Below are 14,170 nucleotides of genomic sequence, written 5' to 3'. Positions count from 1 at the left end.
CTCCTGTAACCGTTTGATGATTTGAACTCGTTATTGGCTTAATCCTTTGTGCTCAGCATGCCTCCTGAGTAATGTCTCTTGACAAATTGGATAGAGTAACACCGCTAGCTATGCCTTCTTACCTACCGACAAATTCACTTAGCTATTTTTGGCATGTGACCAAGGTCAACTCCGACAATAATGATCACAACCAGAATTCCACACACTCTCAGAAGGTCAAACTCCATACCAACTCATTAACAGTCCGAATACTACATTCAGAATCCGAGTGTGAGAATCGGTAATTAGAATCACCACTTTTTCGTTCAGCTTTATATGGATAATCCAGTACAGGTACTTGTGAGCGGCGTAAGTACCAGCATCAAACGAGCGGCCGTGACCGTGACGAGGGGATCTAGTGACTAACTATTGGACTGATGTCGTTGTTGTCGGTGGTGGTCCAGCTGACTGCATCCTCTCCTACTTGCTCGCACGCAGTGGTGTAAAGACGACACTGGTCGAACAACAGCAGACACTCGATCGAGAGTTCAGAGGGTACGGGTTCCGACCACTGATCCAAGTCTCCTCGCGGAAATGGATCTCCGTGACGACATGAATCACTTCCCCACGAGACGATTTCTCGGGGGACGCTTGTCGCCTATAGTCGGTCGTATCCCTTGTTTGAATTTGATGATGAGCAGGTTATCCTGATGAAGTAACCACCGCTGCTCCGACGCGTCGTTACACGTGCCCAGGAATATGATGCCTTCTCGTTTCTCAACTCCACCACAGTGGATGGGTTCCTCTGTGACGACAGGACTATTTCGGGCGTCACAGCGACGACAGGACCGAATGGCGAGCGACTCACCACGGAGGTTGTCTATATCATGGAATACGATCAGCAGTGGAACCTCATGAAGGATGACTTACTCGTCGTTGATGACTCGTAGCCGTCATTTACAGTACGGCGAATCCTATACAATGAATCACATCTAGTAGTAACGTGTTAAGATGTCAGTCCAGATAAAACGAATTTACGAAACGGCTCAACTGGAGGACGGAACGCGTGTACTGGTCGATCGTCTTTGGCCACGTGGCGTCTCAAAAGAAGACGCAAGTTTGGATCGCTGGATCAAAGAGATCGCCCCTTCTGATGAGTTACGTCATTGGTTCGACCATGACCCCGAACGATGGGACGAATTCGCTGAACGATATCGAAATGAATTAGCGCACCATGAAGACGCCATCCATGAATTGCGCGACTTAGCCACTGACGAGACGGTAACGCTGCTGTACGCCGCGATAGACGAAGAGCATAATAATGCGATTGTCCTCAAAGACGTTCTTGAAGCTAGTTGAGTATGAATAAGTGCAGGAGAAGCCCTTCAATCTGCTAACATTCACAGATACACGCTTACCAATATATACAGACCGCCATATACATATAAAATATCAGTATTATTGTTAGGCACGGTCATGAAGATTGGGAGCGTATCCCAGATACGGTCAGTCAAACGCGATATAGCTGGGGGAAGAAGATCTTCGTCAATAGGGGCACTGATTGTCTTCCGTCTCCTATCGAAAAGATAGCTAAGGTAGTGTGGTGATGATGGCCACAACGATTTCCCGATGGGCTCGTCGATACGTCATTGTGAGTGCCCTGTTCTTCACCCTCTGGCAGGGTGCTACGGTCGTTGGTGTTTCACGACAAACAGAGGTTCTATTGAGTATTTTTGGATTTGTCCTGCACATGATTTTTGGAAAAGCATACTCTCTGGTCCCGTCATATTTCGACCGGCAACTAACTCCTCGTTCCGCACCGAAAGTGCAGTTTCCCTTCACTGCGATCGGGGTAAGCTGTCTCACTGGAGCGTCACTTGGGATCGGCCCTGATTGGATCGGCACTGTTGGGGCAGTTCTGTGGGGTCTTGGAGTCGCCGTGTTCCTCGCCGCGCTTTGGTGGACAATCCGGGATAATCTGACTGGACGTCAAACTGCGACTGGTCAAACAAATGTAGATCGAGAGCCGGTTGATCGCCTTGCAAACGGGTTTGTCCCAATCGCACTTCTGTACTTGGCTGCCGGATCGTACGCCACTGTCGCGATCTATGTCGGTCTTCCAGTGCTCTTTGACGGATATTTCCCGCGAGTAGCACACCTACTTGCCGCGGGAACAGCTGCAATGCTGATCTTTGCGCTCGGATTTCGACTGCTTCCCCGATTTCTGGTCGCGTCGCCACCTAGAGTACTCGTCATTGTCGTCCTCCCAGCTGGTGCTCTCGGTCCAGTGTTACTCGCGGACCAACTTGGTGGTGGTCGGTGGTTCCAATTCGGAGCAGTTATCGAAGCCATCGCAGTAGTCGGCTACGCTCTCGCCTACTGCATTCTCTTTGTGCGTTCGGACCGCCGACGTGTCGGATTCTACGGTGTTCTTGCTGGCGCAGGAAGCGGTGTACTCGGAGTGGGCCTCGGCGTATCGTTTGCGTTCGACCATCCGACTACGTCGCTCGTGATTGCACACATGCGGCTAAATGTGCTCGGCTTCCTGGGGCTTACCATCATCGGTATTGCCTACCAATTTTATCCACCGGCAGTGGGGACGCTTCGCGGGGCATCCAACCGAACTGCACTTGTTTCCATTGGGAGTATCGCTGGAGGCCTTCTGCTCCAATTAATTGGCCTCATTGGCCAGCTACAATCACTCGTCCAGGTTGGTGAGTTACTGACGTTCATCGGTGCGATAACATATGCATACCTGATCGTCGCCGTGTTTCATGCACGTTAAGAATGAAGAATGAATGGCGACTTCACCAGCAGTAACCGAAGTACAATCGTAGTGTCGATATGTGTGACGGGTTTCCCGATCTACTTTCGATGGTGTCACAGAATCCATCGTCACACTTGCCGTGGTATTCGGGCTTCTCTTTGGACTCAGCTATGCACTGACGGATTCGATTGCGCTCCCGATTGGGTTGCATACTGCATGGGATATGGCCGAAACATCTCTTTTTGCCTCACGTGAACTCCTTGGATTGATGTCTTTCTCGGATTGATACTGCGTTCGTAATTGGCGATAGCAATTCTCAGTCGCAGGCAAGAGGCCAGAAACACATTTGTTTTCACGTGTACGCAGCCTTGGATGTGCGGCATCTTGAAACTGCAGTCCTTAGTAGCACCGATCGGTTGTTCAACCTGCGTCCAGCGGTTGTACGACTATTCTAACGTCGATTGTTTCAACTGAACGTTTTCACGTGGTTCTCAAGTACAGGATCGAAGATCGCATTGAGCACCACACGAAGATGTTCAGCTACGACGAGTTCGTCGATGATAGGAAGCCTTACAACGATAGAGAACACGTACTACTGCCTCTCATCTAGAAGGATCGGCTCTTTTTCTCGAGGAACATGTTCTTGTGCGAGATGTATGCTCCGTGTAAGTGTGGGTTTGGTATACGCGATCCTAAGAAAATACGTCCTGATATTCCCATCTATAACATCGAACACTCTTCCTCGGTACTATGGATCTGGTGTCGTACCCTTATTGACGAAACAGTCCATTCGGAATAAATGACAGTCGGCCGAAGGTTCTTAGCTCTTCCCACAAGTATCATGTATAATGGTAGCGCTTACCGCACAGATGGCGCTCACCATCCTGATGGGTGGGTTCCTCCTGATCGTCCTCTACTTCGTCATACAGGTTGAAGACTGGCGATCGTACACACCCACGGGTGGGGGTATAGGCCGAGATGAAGACCAGCGTACAGAGTATGCCGAAAAACCAGCAGGAATCACTCGATGGCTAACGACAGTCGATCATAAGGACATCGGAATGCTCTACGGACTCTTCGCACTTCTTGCGTTTGCTTGGGCTGGGACCAGCGTTCTCATTATGCGCACCGAATTGCTAACGCCAGACAGCAACTTGATACAGGCACAGTTCTACAACGGGCTCCTCACTACTCACGGACTGGTAATGCTCTTTTTGTTCGTGACACCGATGTCGTTCGCGTTCGGGAACTACTTCGTCCCGCTGCTCATCGGAGCAGACGATATGGCCCTCCCGCGCATTAACGCCATCGCCTTCTGGCTCCTTCCACCATCCGCTCTCCTCATCATCTCCGGATTCTTGCTCCCTCAACTTGCCCCCTCTCAGACGAGTTGGACAATGTATACACCACTTTCAGTAGAACAACCAGAGGCATCGGTCGACCTGATGCTCCTCGGATTGCATCTCTCGGGCATCAGCACCACAATGGGAGGGATTAATTTCATCGTCACCATCTTTACCGAGCGTGAGATCGGCTGGGAAAACCTTGACCTCTTTTCGTGGACGATGCTCACAACAAGTGGACTTGTCTTGTTTGCATTCCCCATGCTCGGTAGTGCCATTATTATGCTGCTGCTCGACCGTAACTTTGGAACGACTTTCTTTTTCCCCAAGGGAGGTGGAAGTCCAATCCTGTGGCAACATTTGTTTTGGTTCTTCGGTCATCCCGAGGTGTACATCCTCGTCCTCCCGGCGATGGGGCTTGTCAGCCTCATCCTCCCTCGCTTCGCTGGGCGCAAACTGTTCGGCTACAAGTTCGTCGTCTACTCAACGCTCGCTATTGGCGTGCTGAGCTATGGCGTCTGGGCCCACCACATGTTCGCCACTGGCATCGACCCGCGACTTCGGCTCAGCTTTATGGCTGTGTCGCTCGCTATCGCGGTGCCGAGCGCCGTGAAGACGTTTAACTGGATCACGACTATGTGGAATGGGCGACTGCGCCTCACCGCACCCATGCTGTTCTGTCTTGGCTTCGTGCAGAACTTCATCATCGGTGGCGTGACGGGCGTGTTCCTCGCTGCGATTCCTGTGGACCTCGTGTTACATGACACCTATTACGTCGTTGGCCACTTCCACTTTCTCGTGATGGCTATCGCTGGTGCCCTGTTTGCGGCGTTTTATTATTGGTTTCCGATTTACACCGGGAAAATGTACCAGAAGTCGCTCGCACACTGGCACTTCTGGCTCACGATGATTGGCACCAATGTGACGTTCTTCGCCATGATTTTTCTCGGATATGGGGGGATGCCTCGGCGTTACGCCACCTATCTCCCGCAATTCACCACCTGGCATCAGGTTGCGACTCTCGGCGCATTCATTATCGGATTGGGGCAACTCATTTTCGTCTGGAACATCGCCCAATCGTGGCTTGAAGGCCCGACGATCGAAAGCGGCGATCCGTGGGGGCTTGAAGCCGACGGGCTGCGTTCACTGGAGTGGGTGTGGTTCGAACAGCGCCGTGAGACGGCTCTTGCAGACGGTGGTGATGACGAATCGAATAGGGATAACGACTGATGGCGTCCTCGGTACTCGACTGCGAAACCTACTGAACGCGGGCAAAACGTGGAGTTTGTTTAGAGTGGACTTTCTTCAAAATCAGTTCGTTCGATCTGGAGCCGTGATTCGTCTTCCACCATGCCCTTCTCTCGCTCCTCTGCAATGGTTGTAGACTCACCGAAAGGATGATAACCGAAACCATGGAGCATCATCGCAATTGCTTGGTAGACATGTTGCTGATTTCCGCGTGATTTGAACAGTTCCATGACTGCTTGCGAGATGACCCGAACAGAAGTTTCCCCTTGATCGCCTCCTCAACCAGCCAGTTTACCTCGCCGGCGTCCTCGGCATAGATGGGAACATCCTCGAAGTCAGGTGCGTCTTCGAACTGCTCTTCGTGGCGCAATCCTTTCGCCATCAGTTCCACGAGCCAGCTCCGAATGACAGAGCCATGCGACCAGTTTGTAACGATGGCAGTCATATCTAGATCGAAGCTGCTTGCTTCAATCAACTCAATCTCTTCTACAATAGATTGGAGCATTCCAAAATCAACATCGTTGTGGACGAGCTTCACAAAGTGGCCAGTTCCCGGTCGCCCTGTGTACACCAATCCCTTATCCACGGACAGCTTATCGAGGATCGGTTCAACGGTGTCAAACCCCTCCTTGCGACCACCAACCATGAAACACCCACCGGTTCTAGCACCCGGTGGGCCACCACTCGTTCCTGCGTCAAGGAAGTATATTCCATCCTCCCAAACCCGTTGCTCTCGTCGCATCGAGTCTCGCCAGAACGAATTTCCACTATCCATCACGACATCGCCTTCGTCTAAGTGTGGGAGAAGTTCATCGAGGACCGCGATGCAGGCAAAGCAATACTCGTCGGGAGCGACGAAGTCGAGGGTGACCTCCACGTGCGAGATATCCCCGAAGGTGAGGAATTCGATGCGGAAATGGCGGCTCGTGTCTGCCCTGTAGACACGATCACAATCTATGATGATGCGGGCGAACAACTGGTACCGTAACTTGGTCACTCAATGTAATCACGGCGACTAAAGGCTACGAGTCGAATGGAAAAGAGGAGTCGTAGTCCCACCAGTCTGATTACCAGAATTTAAGGTTTCGCTTGATGGCCTCGCGTTTCATCTCCTGAATCTCTTCCGTGATCGGGATGTCTTTCGGACAGACGGTCGTACATGAGAACTGCGTGTGACACTGCCAGACGCCGTGTTCTTTATCAAGGAGTTCCAGTCGGCGTTTTTGAGCATCATCTCCTTCCCGTTCGTCCATATAGAACCGATATCCTTTGACGATAGCTGCGGGCCCAATGTACTCGTTATCGGTTTGTGCTGGATTACACGACGACGTACAACAGCCACACTGGATGCACCGGGTGGCCATCTTGATCTGCTCACGGTTCTCGGGCGACTGCAGCTGCCCTTCTAGTTCACCAGCCGGAAGGTCGTCGGGCTGAAAGTAGGGTTCAACAGCCTCCATCCGCTCATAGAAGTGATCCATGTCAACGACTAAATCCTTGATCACCGATTGGTGGGGGAGCGGTTCGACGCGGATTGGTTCGTCGAGATCCGAAATCTGTGTCTGACAGCCCAGTCGCTGCTGTCCGTTTATGAAGAAGCCGTCACTACCACAGACGGCCATTCGACACGAATGGCGGAACGTGAGCGACGAGTCGTACTGATCTCGCGCATAGATGAGTGCGTCGAGGACGGTCATACCCCGTTCGTAGGGAACAGTAAAGTCGTCAAATCGGGGATCCTGTTTGTCTTCGACATCAGGGTCATACCGAAACACTTTGAGCTGGATTGTTTCAGTTTTAGAGTCAGTAGCCCGCTCTGATTCGGCCTGTGACTGAGCAGCCATCGCCCGCTCTCGTTTCCGCTCAAGCCGTCGCTGTTGTGGTGTCTCTTCATCGGATTCTGGCTTCGTCGGAGATGCTGGCTGTTGGGAGCTCATAGGTTCTCTTGTGAGGTGTCTGAACTCTCTTGTTTCCCAGCGAGAACGAGCAACGCGATACTGTCTGTCTTCGCAACTGGAGAAATGTCCTGCGCCCCATCGAAGTGAACCACATCTCCTTGATTTACCTGATACGGTTCTCCATCAAGTTGAAGTTCGAGGTTGCCAGAAATGAGGTAGAGCACGATTTCCCGATCAGGATGGGCATGCGGTTCAACGTGCTCTCCTTCGGAGAGTGTCAATCGGATCGTTTTCGGTTCCTCACTGGGAAACGCGTTTGCATGCGGTTCCCCTTCAAGTTCTTGCAGCGATTTGACGTATACCATTGTATTTGAATCGGTGGTCGGACGGATTTGCAGCCTGCTGTCGTCGTTGGGTGCGGTTGTTGGTGTTATTTGATGTGAGCGCGGACAACGTGTCCACCACATCCACACTGTTTGACATACTCCCAGCGGATGTCCCCCTCCCCGAATCGGTCACTGAGAGCGTCATAGAGATACGTCTTCGGATGGCCATGCGCTTCGTGGGTGACGAGATTGACGTGGTGGCCATTGGTTGTGTGTTCGATTGCTTCAATCGCGTGACGTTCAAGCAAGGAGCGATCGTCTGCGTACTGTGGCTTCTCAAGATTCGCCGACCACGAGTTATCGTGTATGTGGTCAGTGACGGGTTCCGTTTCGCCGTGGCCGTGACCGTGGTCGTGATCGTGGGAGTGAGTTACCATACTTGTCTGTAGGCTCGCTGCTGTCAAAAGAAGTTGGGTGATGAATCTCTTGCTAGATAATGTATTGGAAAATTCTTGTAGTGGATACTCATCTTCAACAGACGTGTGCTGATTACGATACTACAGAACCTTTTGTAACTCGTTTTTCTATTCGGTCGTAATACAATCAGGAAATGACGTGGCAAGATCATCATACGAGATCGCTTGTGCATCCCGCTCAGCAGCTGCATTGAAGCGTCGTCAACAATCCCAACAATATCCGCACTACTGAGCTCGGTGGATAGCTTGGCGAGCTCCTCATACTCCTCTTGATCGAGCTCAGTCGGAAGCGTTTGCAATTGTACTTTGAAAATTTGCTCGCGTGCCTCCTTGTCAGGAAGGCCCACCTCGTACTGCTGATCAAAGCGACCACGACGAGTCGCAGCTTCATCCAAGAGATCCGCACGGTTCGTTGCTGCAATAAGCAGAAAACTCGGGTCTTCATCGTCTAAGTGCGCCAGAAACTCGTTGACGACTTGGGCGTGCTCTCGGTGGAGGTCGCTCCCACGGCCAGCAAGGAGTGCGTCAATCTCGTCGACGAAAATCACACACCGGTCGAATTGCTCGGCCTCGTTGAATTTCTGCTTGGTATCGCTCTGCAAGGTGCTATGCTGCTCATCGGGCTTGCTGCCGGTTGGCTCACGATCACCAGATGGCTTACAGGCGAAGTAAGTCTCGCACTGGTCCCGTGGTTCATCATGACTTTCGTCTTCTATCTCTGTATTGATGTCCTCCTCTGATTCATTCGTAACGAAATTGATTCGTGTTTTAGGCACATCTCTCAAATTATGACAAAACACAGTTATTCAGGAGTGTGTCAGTACCTCCGAGAATCTAAGATTCCAGAATTCGGCTCTATATTAATTGACACTCATAGAACAATTCGACAGAGACAAGGGGGCGCTCGCAGTCGTCACTGCCGAAGGGCCAGAGAGTCCGGAGGTGTTCGATCCCGTCGACTGACGCAACTGAACACCGTGATGAACACGATGGAGACCAGAACGTTTTGATTGGGGTTCGGAGATGTATGATATGAACGTCTTCGTGCGACCGTTGATGCGCGATAGGCTCTAGTCGGCCATGCTGGGGCGCCATGAGGCCGTCTCTGTCTGTTGGAGCCAGTTATCAAGCGCCAGTGGCCCGCTCCCAGTGATGAGCAGAACTGACACCAGCCCGTACAATGAAAGGTGCGCAAGGACCGGATCGTCCGGCAGGCCGAACAGCGTCGTCGTAAACAGCAGGAACGCAACCAGTGAGAACCCGCGAGTGAATAGCCCGAGCAGCAAAACGATGCCGACCGCGATTTCGGTGACTCCCGCACCAACTACCCACAGCTCCGGTGGGGCTGGTACCACCACCGTTAGGTTATATTTGTCGACAACCGCGAGGGCTGACTGCGGAGACATGAGTTTCTGGACAAATCCGAGATAGACGAAATTCAACCCGAGACTCACACGGAGCAGCGTTGGCAGGTACATCTTATAATCGACGACGAGGTTTTGGAACCAGACGGCGATCCGATGGACAGGGTCAATCCGTCCGTACACTGTGCTGTCGGCTGCAGCGACGCGCTGGAGAACGTCATCAGCTGACGGCCGTCCGGCGCCGAGTAGGATAATGGCCAAGAATCCGCCCACGAACTCATTGGCAAGCAGGATGTGCGGGTCAACCGCAAGGCCGATGACGTAGGCAACCAATCCGATCGCGGCGACTGCACGCGTTGCAAAGCCAAACAGCAACAGGAAGCCAATACCGATCTGGAGCAACCGTGCCTCGATGGGTACGGCTGGACTGAAATAGTAGCCCGTGAAGCCTGCGCCAACCAGCGGGAAGCCGATACTGATACGCAAGAGCCACGGAACGAGGTCGGTGTACTCTTTCATCGTTGCCCGGAACTCCGCGATGTCACGGGGGAACGGCCTGACGACGAGCCAGCCGACGAGCAGTCCCACGAGCCCCACTGCACCTGCAGCTAAGAGGACGGCATTCAGCGGGTCCAACATCGTCGCAATGACGAACTGGATTGCCTCGCCGATCGTCTCTGGGTCTGCGTCGACCACGTAATCGACGTGGGCGGTGGCAATCCCGCTCAGGAGCACCGCTGCCACTCCCACCGAGATTGCTCCGCTGGCTATTCGTCGTATCACCTCTTCTAGTAGAGACGCCGGGTGTATAATCGTCTCGGAGAAGGCTTCCGATAGATACCACGCCAACGGAGGAACGAACTGGAATCGCAGATCCACTATATTGAAGAAACTGCTGGACCTGGATTCTTCTGGTTAGCTTCTGATGTACCCACCGTGCATCTCCTAGCCGAAGATGTTCGGGCTCGTTACTTTCACTACTCATACCCTTCCTCTAGACGAAGATGAATGCCTCCCACGACCACGATCACGGACACAGCGAAGCCGAACCTATCACCGACCGCATGCACGATAATTCGTGGTCGGTGAATCTCGAGAAACCGCAGCACGCTGCCGATATCGATCTCGTCATTTCACAAGCCATCGACGCGATCGAACACACTGAATCGGGACATCACGTCAATCTCGTTACGCATGGTGACCATGGTCATCCCTCCGAGTACCTCTTTCGCGCTCTCGGTGAGATGACCGACGCCAATGATGTGGAATGGGAATACATCCAGCAATGCGGTTGCGGGGGCCACGTTACTCGCGTCCACGTCAAGTGAACCATTCCTCCCCGCTCATCCCCTCTCCGTTGCACTTTGTGGGGCGGAGATTCCGCACTACTGCGTAGATTGAATTCAAATGTCGGTTCTCTATTGTACTGAATGGGGATACAGAGTAGAAGATGTTCGGGCGAACTAGTTCCCTTTCTGTCGTTCAAGTGGTAGCTATGGAGGCCGATACTTCGACCACCTCGAATGAGATCACAGAAGATTCTGAACCGTTAGTAGAGGAAGTGTCGTCGTTCTTGCGACGGAATTTCCCTCAAATCGCGATGCATGAGAGGAACGCAGTGATACAAGCTCTCGATCCTAAGTCGGGTGAAGTGTGGATACAGCTGTCGGGTGCCTGTAGCAGGTGCGGTATTTCGCCGATGACAACGCAGGCGATTCAAAGTCGGCTTCCGATGGACATCGCAGGCATCACCGAAGTTCATATAGCCACGGTGTGATCACCGCTCCTTGATCACCGGTGGAGCCTTGATCCACGTTTTCGACCTGACCTGTGGACATGTCCGGGATCATCGATAGGAAGGGCAAGTACGTATGGTCGTACATGACCGACTTCTCTTCCCCCTTTGTGGTACCAGTAATGACGGTGGGCTCTTAGACGAATACGACGAATTCGTTCCGGAACATATTCCCGCCCCCGGAGAATTCCTCGAAGGCCACCACGTCCTTACGGGTGAGGACCATGTAGCTTTCCAGGAAATCACCTGCGAGCTGTTCGAGGAGCCAAAAGTTTACGATATGATGCTCAACTATAATCTGGCGCGATTGAATCTCGATACCCGCCACAAGAACGCCGACTATCGGTATGCGGAGGAACGGGATGACCCATCCGTTCTCCGAGCGGCATTCACGCCGAAAACTCCATCCTGTCCATAGACAAATACGCTCACGATTGGCTCCTTCCGCGCGTGGAACGACTTATCGGACCGTCACGACTACGATTTCATCTATGTTCGAGCTGCTTGGATGCATCACCAGAGCAATGCGATAAACGACCAACTCGAAGAGTTAGAGGACAAATATCTCTCGACCGGGTCCATTACACATGTTCCCGACGGAGACGTCGGGTCAACTCCCCTGGAACGCGCCAGGCAGAACGAGCGTCCGAGCCGCGGTGGCCCGGATACTCCCTTCTGAGATGTTACCCTGGTCATATGAGTCGAATATCGATGAAGCCGACCGGTTCAATCCCTCGAGATGATAGACGTCTAGAATTGTCCGGAACGAGTTACGATACGATGTTGGTGCAGGAAAACAGCCATGTCGGATCGGCTTTAGTATTCATTCGTATGAGCTACGGCGATCAACCAATCAACAATTTTCTCGATAACGTCGCATCGCAGAGGGTGACCCCTGCTGGAGGCACAGCCGCGGCTCTCGTCGGCGCTATCGGAACGGCACTCTGCGAAATGGTGTGTCTGCATACTATCGGCAAAGACGGGTATGCAGACGTGGAAGTGGAAATGGAGAAGATACAGAAAGAGCTTGGGATACAGCGGGGGTTCCTTCTGGAACTCGCCGACAAAGACGCAGAAGTAGTCGATGAGCTACTTTCGGCATATCGTGACGAATCAGATCAGACCGTCGCAATAAAGAAAGCCACCGGCGTGCCACTCACGATCGCTGAGGCGTGTTTGCCCGTTCTTGAACATGCGACTGTTGTGACTGAAAAAGGCAACAGGAGTGCCGTTCCCGACGGTGGGACTGGTTCATTTCTTGCGTATTCAGCGCTCCAAGCGTCTGTATTCACTGTCCGGACCAATTTAGACCACTTCTCGGATTCAGCGTTTACCGAAAAGATGGAGATTCGAGCAGCTGATATCGAGCGATCAGCCGAAATCGAATTCGAGCAGGTGATTTCAAATATTGAGTGAGGTCGCCAACACTCCCGACCGGGAACAAGCAAGTCCGACTCCTCGCTGTGAACGTGATCAATAGGAACTGTCCTCTCTCGGGGCGAACACGACGACTGCTGTACTCGATTCAAGTGCATGGGGAGAGATTTCCCACTGGCCACAATTATCGATGACTTACTCTGCAATGAAAACAGGATTCCTTCTTCCAGTAGACAAAATCGTGATACTCAGTCACTGAGCGATATCGACGCATCGGTTGGTTCTTCACGCCGGTCATGTGGACTATCAGCAATGAACGTCTGCCACAAGCGCACGACGAACACGGCCCACGGAAGGGCGATGAGCGCGAAGCCAGCGACGCTGAGCATCTCCGCAACGTTCGAGAACACCGGAAACGCCGTCGCCCAGATGGCAAGCATCCCGAGATTGATGCTGCCAACACCCATCCACGATGGAGCGTAGGAACTCGGCCTGATCGCACCCATCATATCGACGACTCCTTCCGTGTCCTGGAATGCATCAACTACGATCGGCAGAAACGCGATCGCCAACTGGAGCATCCACCCAAAGACTAACCCGTTAATAGCTGCCATTTCGATAGGAGCACCTGGAATAACGTTCGGGAACAAAAGCACGAAGGGTGCCCACGGAATCGGGAAGACGAGCCACACGTATGCTCCGAGGATGTGACCGACTCGGGCCTCCTTCGTACAGCCACTCGCGCGCATAGTTCCGACGATATTCGCCAGCAGTGCAATCGTTCCGATCACGTAGATGGCAAGTCCCGTGAAGGTCAACACGTGCATCGCCAACCACGGTCCCGAAACGAGACCGACCGTACCGATTGTCACGCCCCAGAACGTAACGCGCTTTAGACGAGGATAACGGAGTTCAGTACCCGCCAGTGCGGGGACGAGATGTAAGAGTGTCGCAGCGACGACGAGGGCGAGGAACCCCCAGACGTTCGCGTGAACGTGCGCTTCAATCGAACCGAAGTAACCACCGGGACCGTGAACGTTGAGCAACATCCCGAACGCAGCGAGGATCCCGACGACGAGAAACCACGGTGCGACACGATAGTATCGACTCAGCAGTGAGCCATGTGAATCAGCACTGACTCGGTACATCGTGACCAACAGAAGCGCCAGCGCGAACAACACGATGGTCGCACCTGTGACTGCCACGAGATTCGAACCGGTCGTCATCCCGAACAAGATGAGTGAATACCCCGTATTCAGAGAGATCCACTGTGTCCAACGGGATCGAACCGAAAGACCAGTCGTCGAACCGTCGACGCTACCAACGAGGTGGGGAAGTGCGCCGAACAACGCCTGCGTCATCGCACCGATGGTGACTAAGTGGATCATCACCCACCGAAGCTGTGAAAGCGGTTCTACGAATCCTGCCTCGACAGCAAGTTTCCCTACTACGGCCAGTAATCCGACCGTCAGGTATAGTCCTGCCATCCCGAAGAACGGATTGGTTCGTAATTGCATGTTTTCGATAACCTCTCGTGCTCCTTTTATCACAGATGACTGAAACGGTTCTTGCGAACGGATCAGCGGTATGCGAACAT

General features: G+C 52.7%; 16 protein-coding genes and 1 pseudogene. 10 read left to right on the top strand and 7 right to left on the bottom strand.

Annotation, left to right across the window (positions count from 1 at the left end):
• Positions 1-397: 397 nt before the first annotated feature.
• The 5 genes from AC1XDK_RS17950 to AC1XDK_RS17930 all read left to right on the top strand — a co-directional run bounded on the left by AC1XDK_RS17950 (position 398) and on the right by AC1XDK_RS17930 (position 5,319).
• Entirely contained in the window at positions 398-595 is a 198-nt protein-coding gene (locus AC1XDK_RS17950) for an FAD-dependent monooxygenase (protein ID WP_483351330.1), read from the top strand.
• A gap of 395 nt (positions 596-990) precedes the next feature.
• A complete protein-coding gene (locus AC1XDK_RS17945; RefSeq protein ID WP_483351329.1) occupies positions 991-1,338 on the top strand; it encodes a DUF488 domain-containing protein in 348 nt (115 codons plus the stop codon).
• 292 nt (positions 1,339-1,630) lie between these two features.
• Positions 1,631-2,764, top strand: coding sequence for a hypothetical protein (locus AC1XDK_RS17940; protein WP_483351328.1), 1,134 nt, complete (start codon positions 1,631-1,633; stop codon positions 2,762-2,764).
• A gap of 121 nt (positions 2,765-2,885) precedes the next feature.
• Complete coding sequence (locus AC1XDK_RS17935) at positions 2,886-3,032, top strand: CPBP family glutamic-type intramembrane protease (protein WP_483351327.1); 147 nt, start codon at positions 2,886-2,888, stop codon at positions 3,030-3,032.
• A 601-nt stretch (positions 3,033-3,633) separates the two neighbouring features.
• A complete protein-coding gene (locus AC1XDK_RS17930) occupies positions 3,634-5,319 on the top strand; it encodes a cbb3-type cytochrome c oxidase subunit I (protein ID WP_483351369.1) in 1,686 nt (561 codons plus the stop codon).
• Between the two features lie 190 nt (positions 5,320-5,509).
• On the opposite strand, the gene AC1XDK_RS17925 is transcribed toward AC1XDK_RS17930, so the two are convergent.
• On the bottom strand, positions 5,510-6,112 hold the full coding sequence (locus AC1XDK_RS17925) for an NAD(P)-binding domain-containing protein (RefSeq protein WP_483351326.1): 603 nt from the start codon (positions 6,110-6,112) through the stop codon (positions 5,510-5,512).
• Between the two features lie 21 nt (positions 6,113-6,133).
• Between AC1XDK_RS17925 and AC1XDK_RS17920 the strand changes: the two genes are divergently transcribed.
• Complete coding sequence (locus AC1XDK_RS17920) at positions 6,134-6,325, top strand: ferredoxin (protein WP_483351325.1); 192 nt, start codon at positions 6,134-6,136, stop codon at positions 6,323-6,325.
• 79 nt (positions 6,326-6,404) lie between these two features.
• On the opposite strand, the gene AC1XDK_RS17915 is transcribed toward AC1XDK_RS17920, so the two are convergent.
• The 5 genes from AC1XDK_RS17915 to AC1XDK_RS17895 all read right to left on the bottom strand — a co-directional run bounded on the left by AC1XDK_RS17915 (position 6,405) and on the right by AC1XDK_RS17895 (position 10,184).
• Positions 6,405-7,274 carry a succinate dehydrogenase/fumarate reductase iron-sulfur subunit gene (locus AC1XDK_RS17915; protein ID WP_483351324.1) on the bottom strand — a complete coding sequence of 290 codons (870 nt, stop codon included), beginning with the start codon at positions 7,272-7,274 and terminating at the stop codon, positions 6,405-6,407.
• Positions 7,271-7,600, bottom strand: coding sequence for a cupin domain-containing protein (locus AC1XDK_RS17910; RefSeq protein WP_483351323.1), 330 nt, complete (start codon positions 7,598-7,600; stop codon positions 7,271-7,273). Before AC1XDK_RS17910 ends, AC1XDK_RS17915 begins: the two co-directional genes overlap by 4 nt.
• Before the next feature lie 65 nt (positions 7,601-7,665).
• Complete coding sequence (locus AC1XDK_RS17905; protein WP_483351322.1) at positions 7,666-7,998, bottom strand: CGCGG family putative rSAM-modified RiPP protein; 333 nt, start codon at positions 7,996-7,998, stop codon at positions 7,666-7,668.
• A gap of 23 nt (positions 7,999-8,021) precedes the next feature.
• Positions 8,022-8,813 (bottom strand): AAA family ATPase, encoded by a 792-nt coding sequence (locus AC1XDK_RS17900; RefSeq protein WP_483351321.1) that lies wholly within the window; start codon positions 8,811-8,813, stop codon positions 8,022-8,024.
• A 294-nt stretch (positions 8,814-9,107) separates the two neighbouring features.
• The gene (locus tag AC1XDK_RS17895) at positions 9,108-10,184 is read right to left on the bottom strand and encodes a DoxX family protein (protein WP_483351320.1); all 1,077 of its coding nucleotides are present in this window, start codon (positions 10,182-10,184) and stop codon (positions 9,108-9,110) included.
• 221 nt (positions 10,185-10,405) lie between these two features.
• Here AC1XDK_RS17895 and AC1XDK_RS17890 point away from each other — a divergent pair, with 221 nt between their 5' ends.
• From AC1XDK_RS17890 to AC1XDK_RS17875, 4 genes and pseudogenes are all read left to right on the top strand, one after another.
• Positions 10,406-10,729 (top strand): CGCGG family putative rSAM-modified RiPP protein, encoded by a 324-nt coding sequence (locus AC1XDK_RS17890; protein ID WP_483351319.1) that lies wholly within the window; start codon positions 10,406-10,408, stop codon positions 10,727-10,729.
• Between the two features lie 122 nt (positions 10,730-10,851).
• Positions 10,852-11,178 carry a NifU family protein gene (locus tag AC1XDK_RS17885; protein WP_483351318.1) on the top strand — a complete coding sequence of 109 codons (327 nt, stop codon included), beginning with the start codon at positions 10,852-10,854 and terminating at the stop codon, positions 11,176-11,178.
• A 94-nt stretch (positions 11,179-11,272) separates the two neighbouring features.
• Positions 11,273-11,875 (top strand): annotated as a pseudogene (locus AC1XDK_RS17880) (DUF7998 family protein).
• 152 nt (positions 11,876-12,027) lie between these two features.
• Complete coding sequence (locus AC1XDK_RS17875; RefSeq protein ID WP_483351317.1) at positions 12,028-12,612, top strand: cyclodeaminase/cyclohydrolase family protein; 585 nt, start codon at positions 12,028-12,030, stop codon at positions 12,610-12,612.
• Positions 12,613-12,821: 209 nt separating this feature from the next.
• Here the strand turns inward: AC1XDK_RS17875 and AC1XDK_RS17870 are convergent, their stop codons facing one another.
• Entirely contained in the window at positions 12,822-14,090 is a 1,269-nt protein-coding gene (locus tag AC1XDK_RS17870; RefSeq protein WP_483351316.1) for a hypothetical protein, read from the bottom strand.
• Positions 14,091-14,170: the final 80 nt, after the last annotated feature.

The organism is Haladaptatus sp. HS23 (assembly GCF_056892285.1).
Note: the sequence above shows the minus strand (reverse complement) of the source record. Positions and strands in the feature narration are given on the sequence as shown.

Excerpts from the sequence above, each read along its gene's own strand:
- AC1XDK_RS17890 (WP_483351319.1), top strand. The coding sequence starts at position 10,406 with ATGAATGCCTCCCACGACCACGATCACGGACACAGCGAAGCCGAACCT.
- AC1XDK_RS17925 (WP_483351326.1), bottom strand. The coding sequence starts at position 6,112 with ATGGATAGTGGAAATTCGTTCTGGCGAGACTCGATGCGACGAGAGCAA.
- AC1XDK_RS17905 (WP_483351322.1), bottom strand. The coding sequence starts at position 7,998 with ATGGTAACTCACTCCCACGATCACGACCACGGTCACGGCCACGGCGAA.
- AC1XDK_RS17870 (WP_483351316.1), bottom strand. The coding sequence starts at position 14,090 with ATGCAATTACGAACCAATCCGTTCTTCGGGATGGCAGGACTATACCTG.
- AC1XDK_RS17945 (WP_483351329.1), top strand. The coding sequence starts at position 991 with ATGTCAGTCCAGATAAAACGAATTTACGAAACGGCTCAACTGGAGGAC.
- AC1XDK_RS17910 (WP_483351323.1), bottom strand. The coding sequence starts at position 7,600 with ATGGTATACGTCAAATCGCTGCAAGAACTTGAAGGGGAACCGCATGCA.
- AC1XDK_RS17885 (WP_483351318.1), top strand. The coding sequence starts at position 10,852 with ATGTTCGGGCGAACTAGTTCCCTTTCTGTCGTTCAAGTGGTAGCTATG.
- AC1XDK_RS17930 (WP_483351369.1), top strand. The coding sequence starts at position 3,634 with ATGGGTGGGTTCCTCCTGATCGTCCTCTACTTCGTCATACAGGTTGAA.
- AC1XDK_RS17875 (WP_483351317.1), top strand. The coding sequence starts at position 12,028 with ATGAGCTACGGCGATCAACCAATCAACAATTTTCTCGATAACGTCGCA.
- AC1XDK_RS17915 (WP_483351324.1), bottom strand. The coding sequence starts at position 7,274 with ATGAGCTCCCAACAGCCAGCATCTCCGACGAAGCCAGAATCCGATGAA.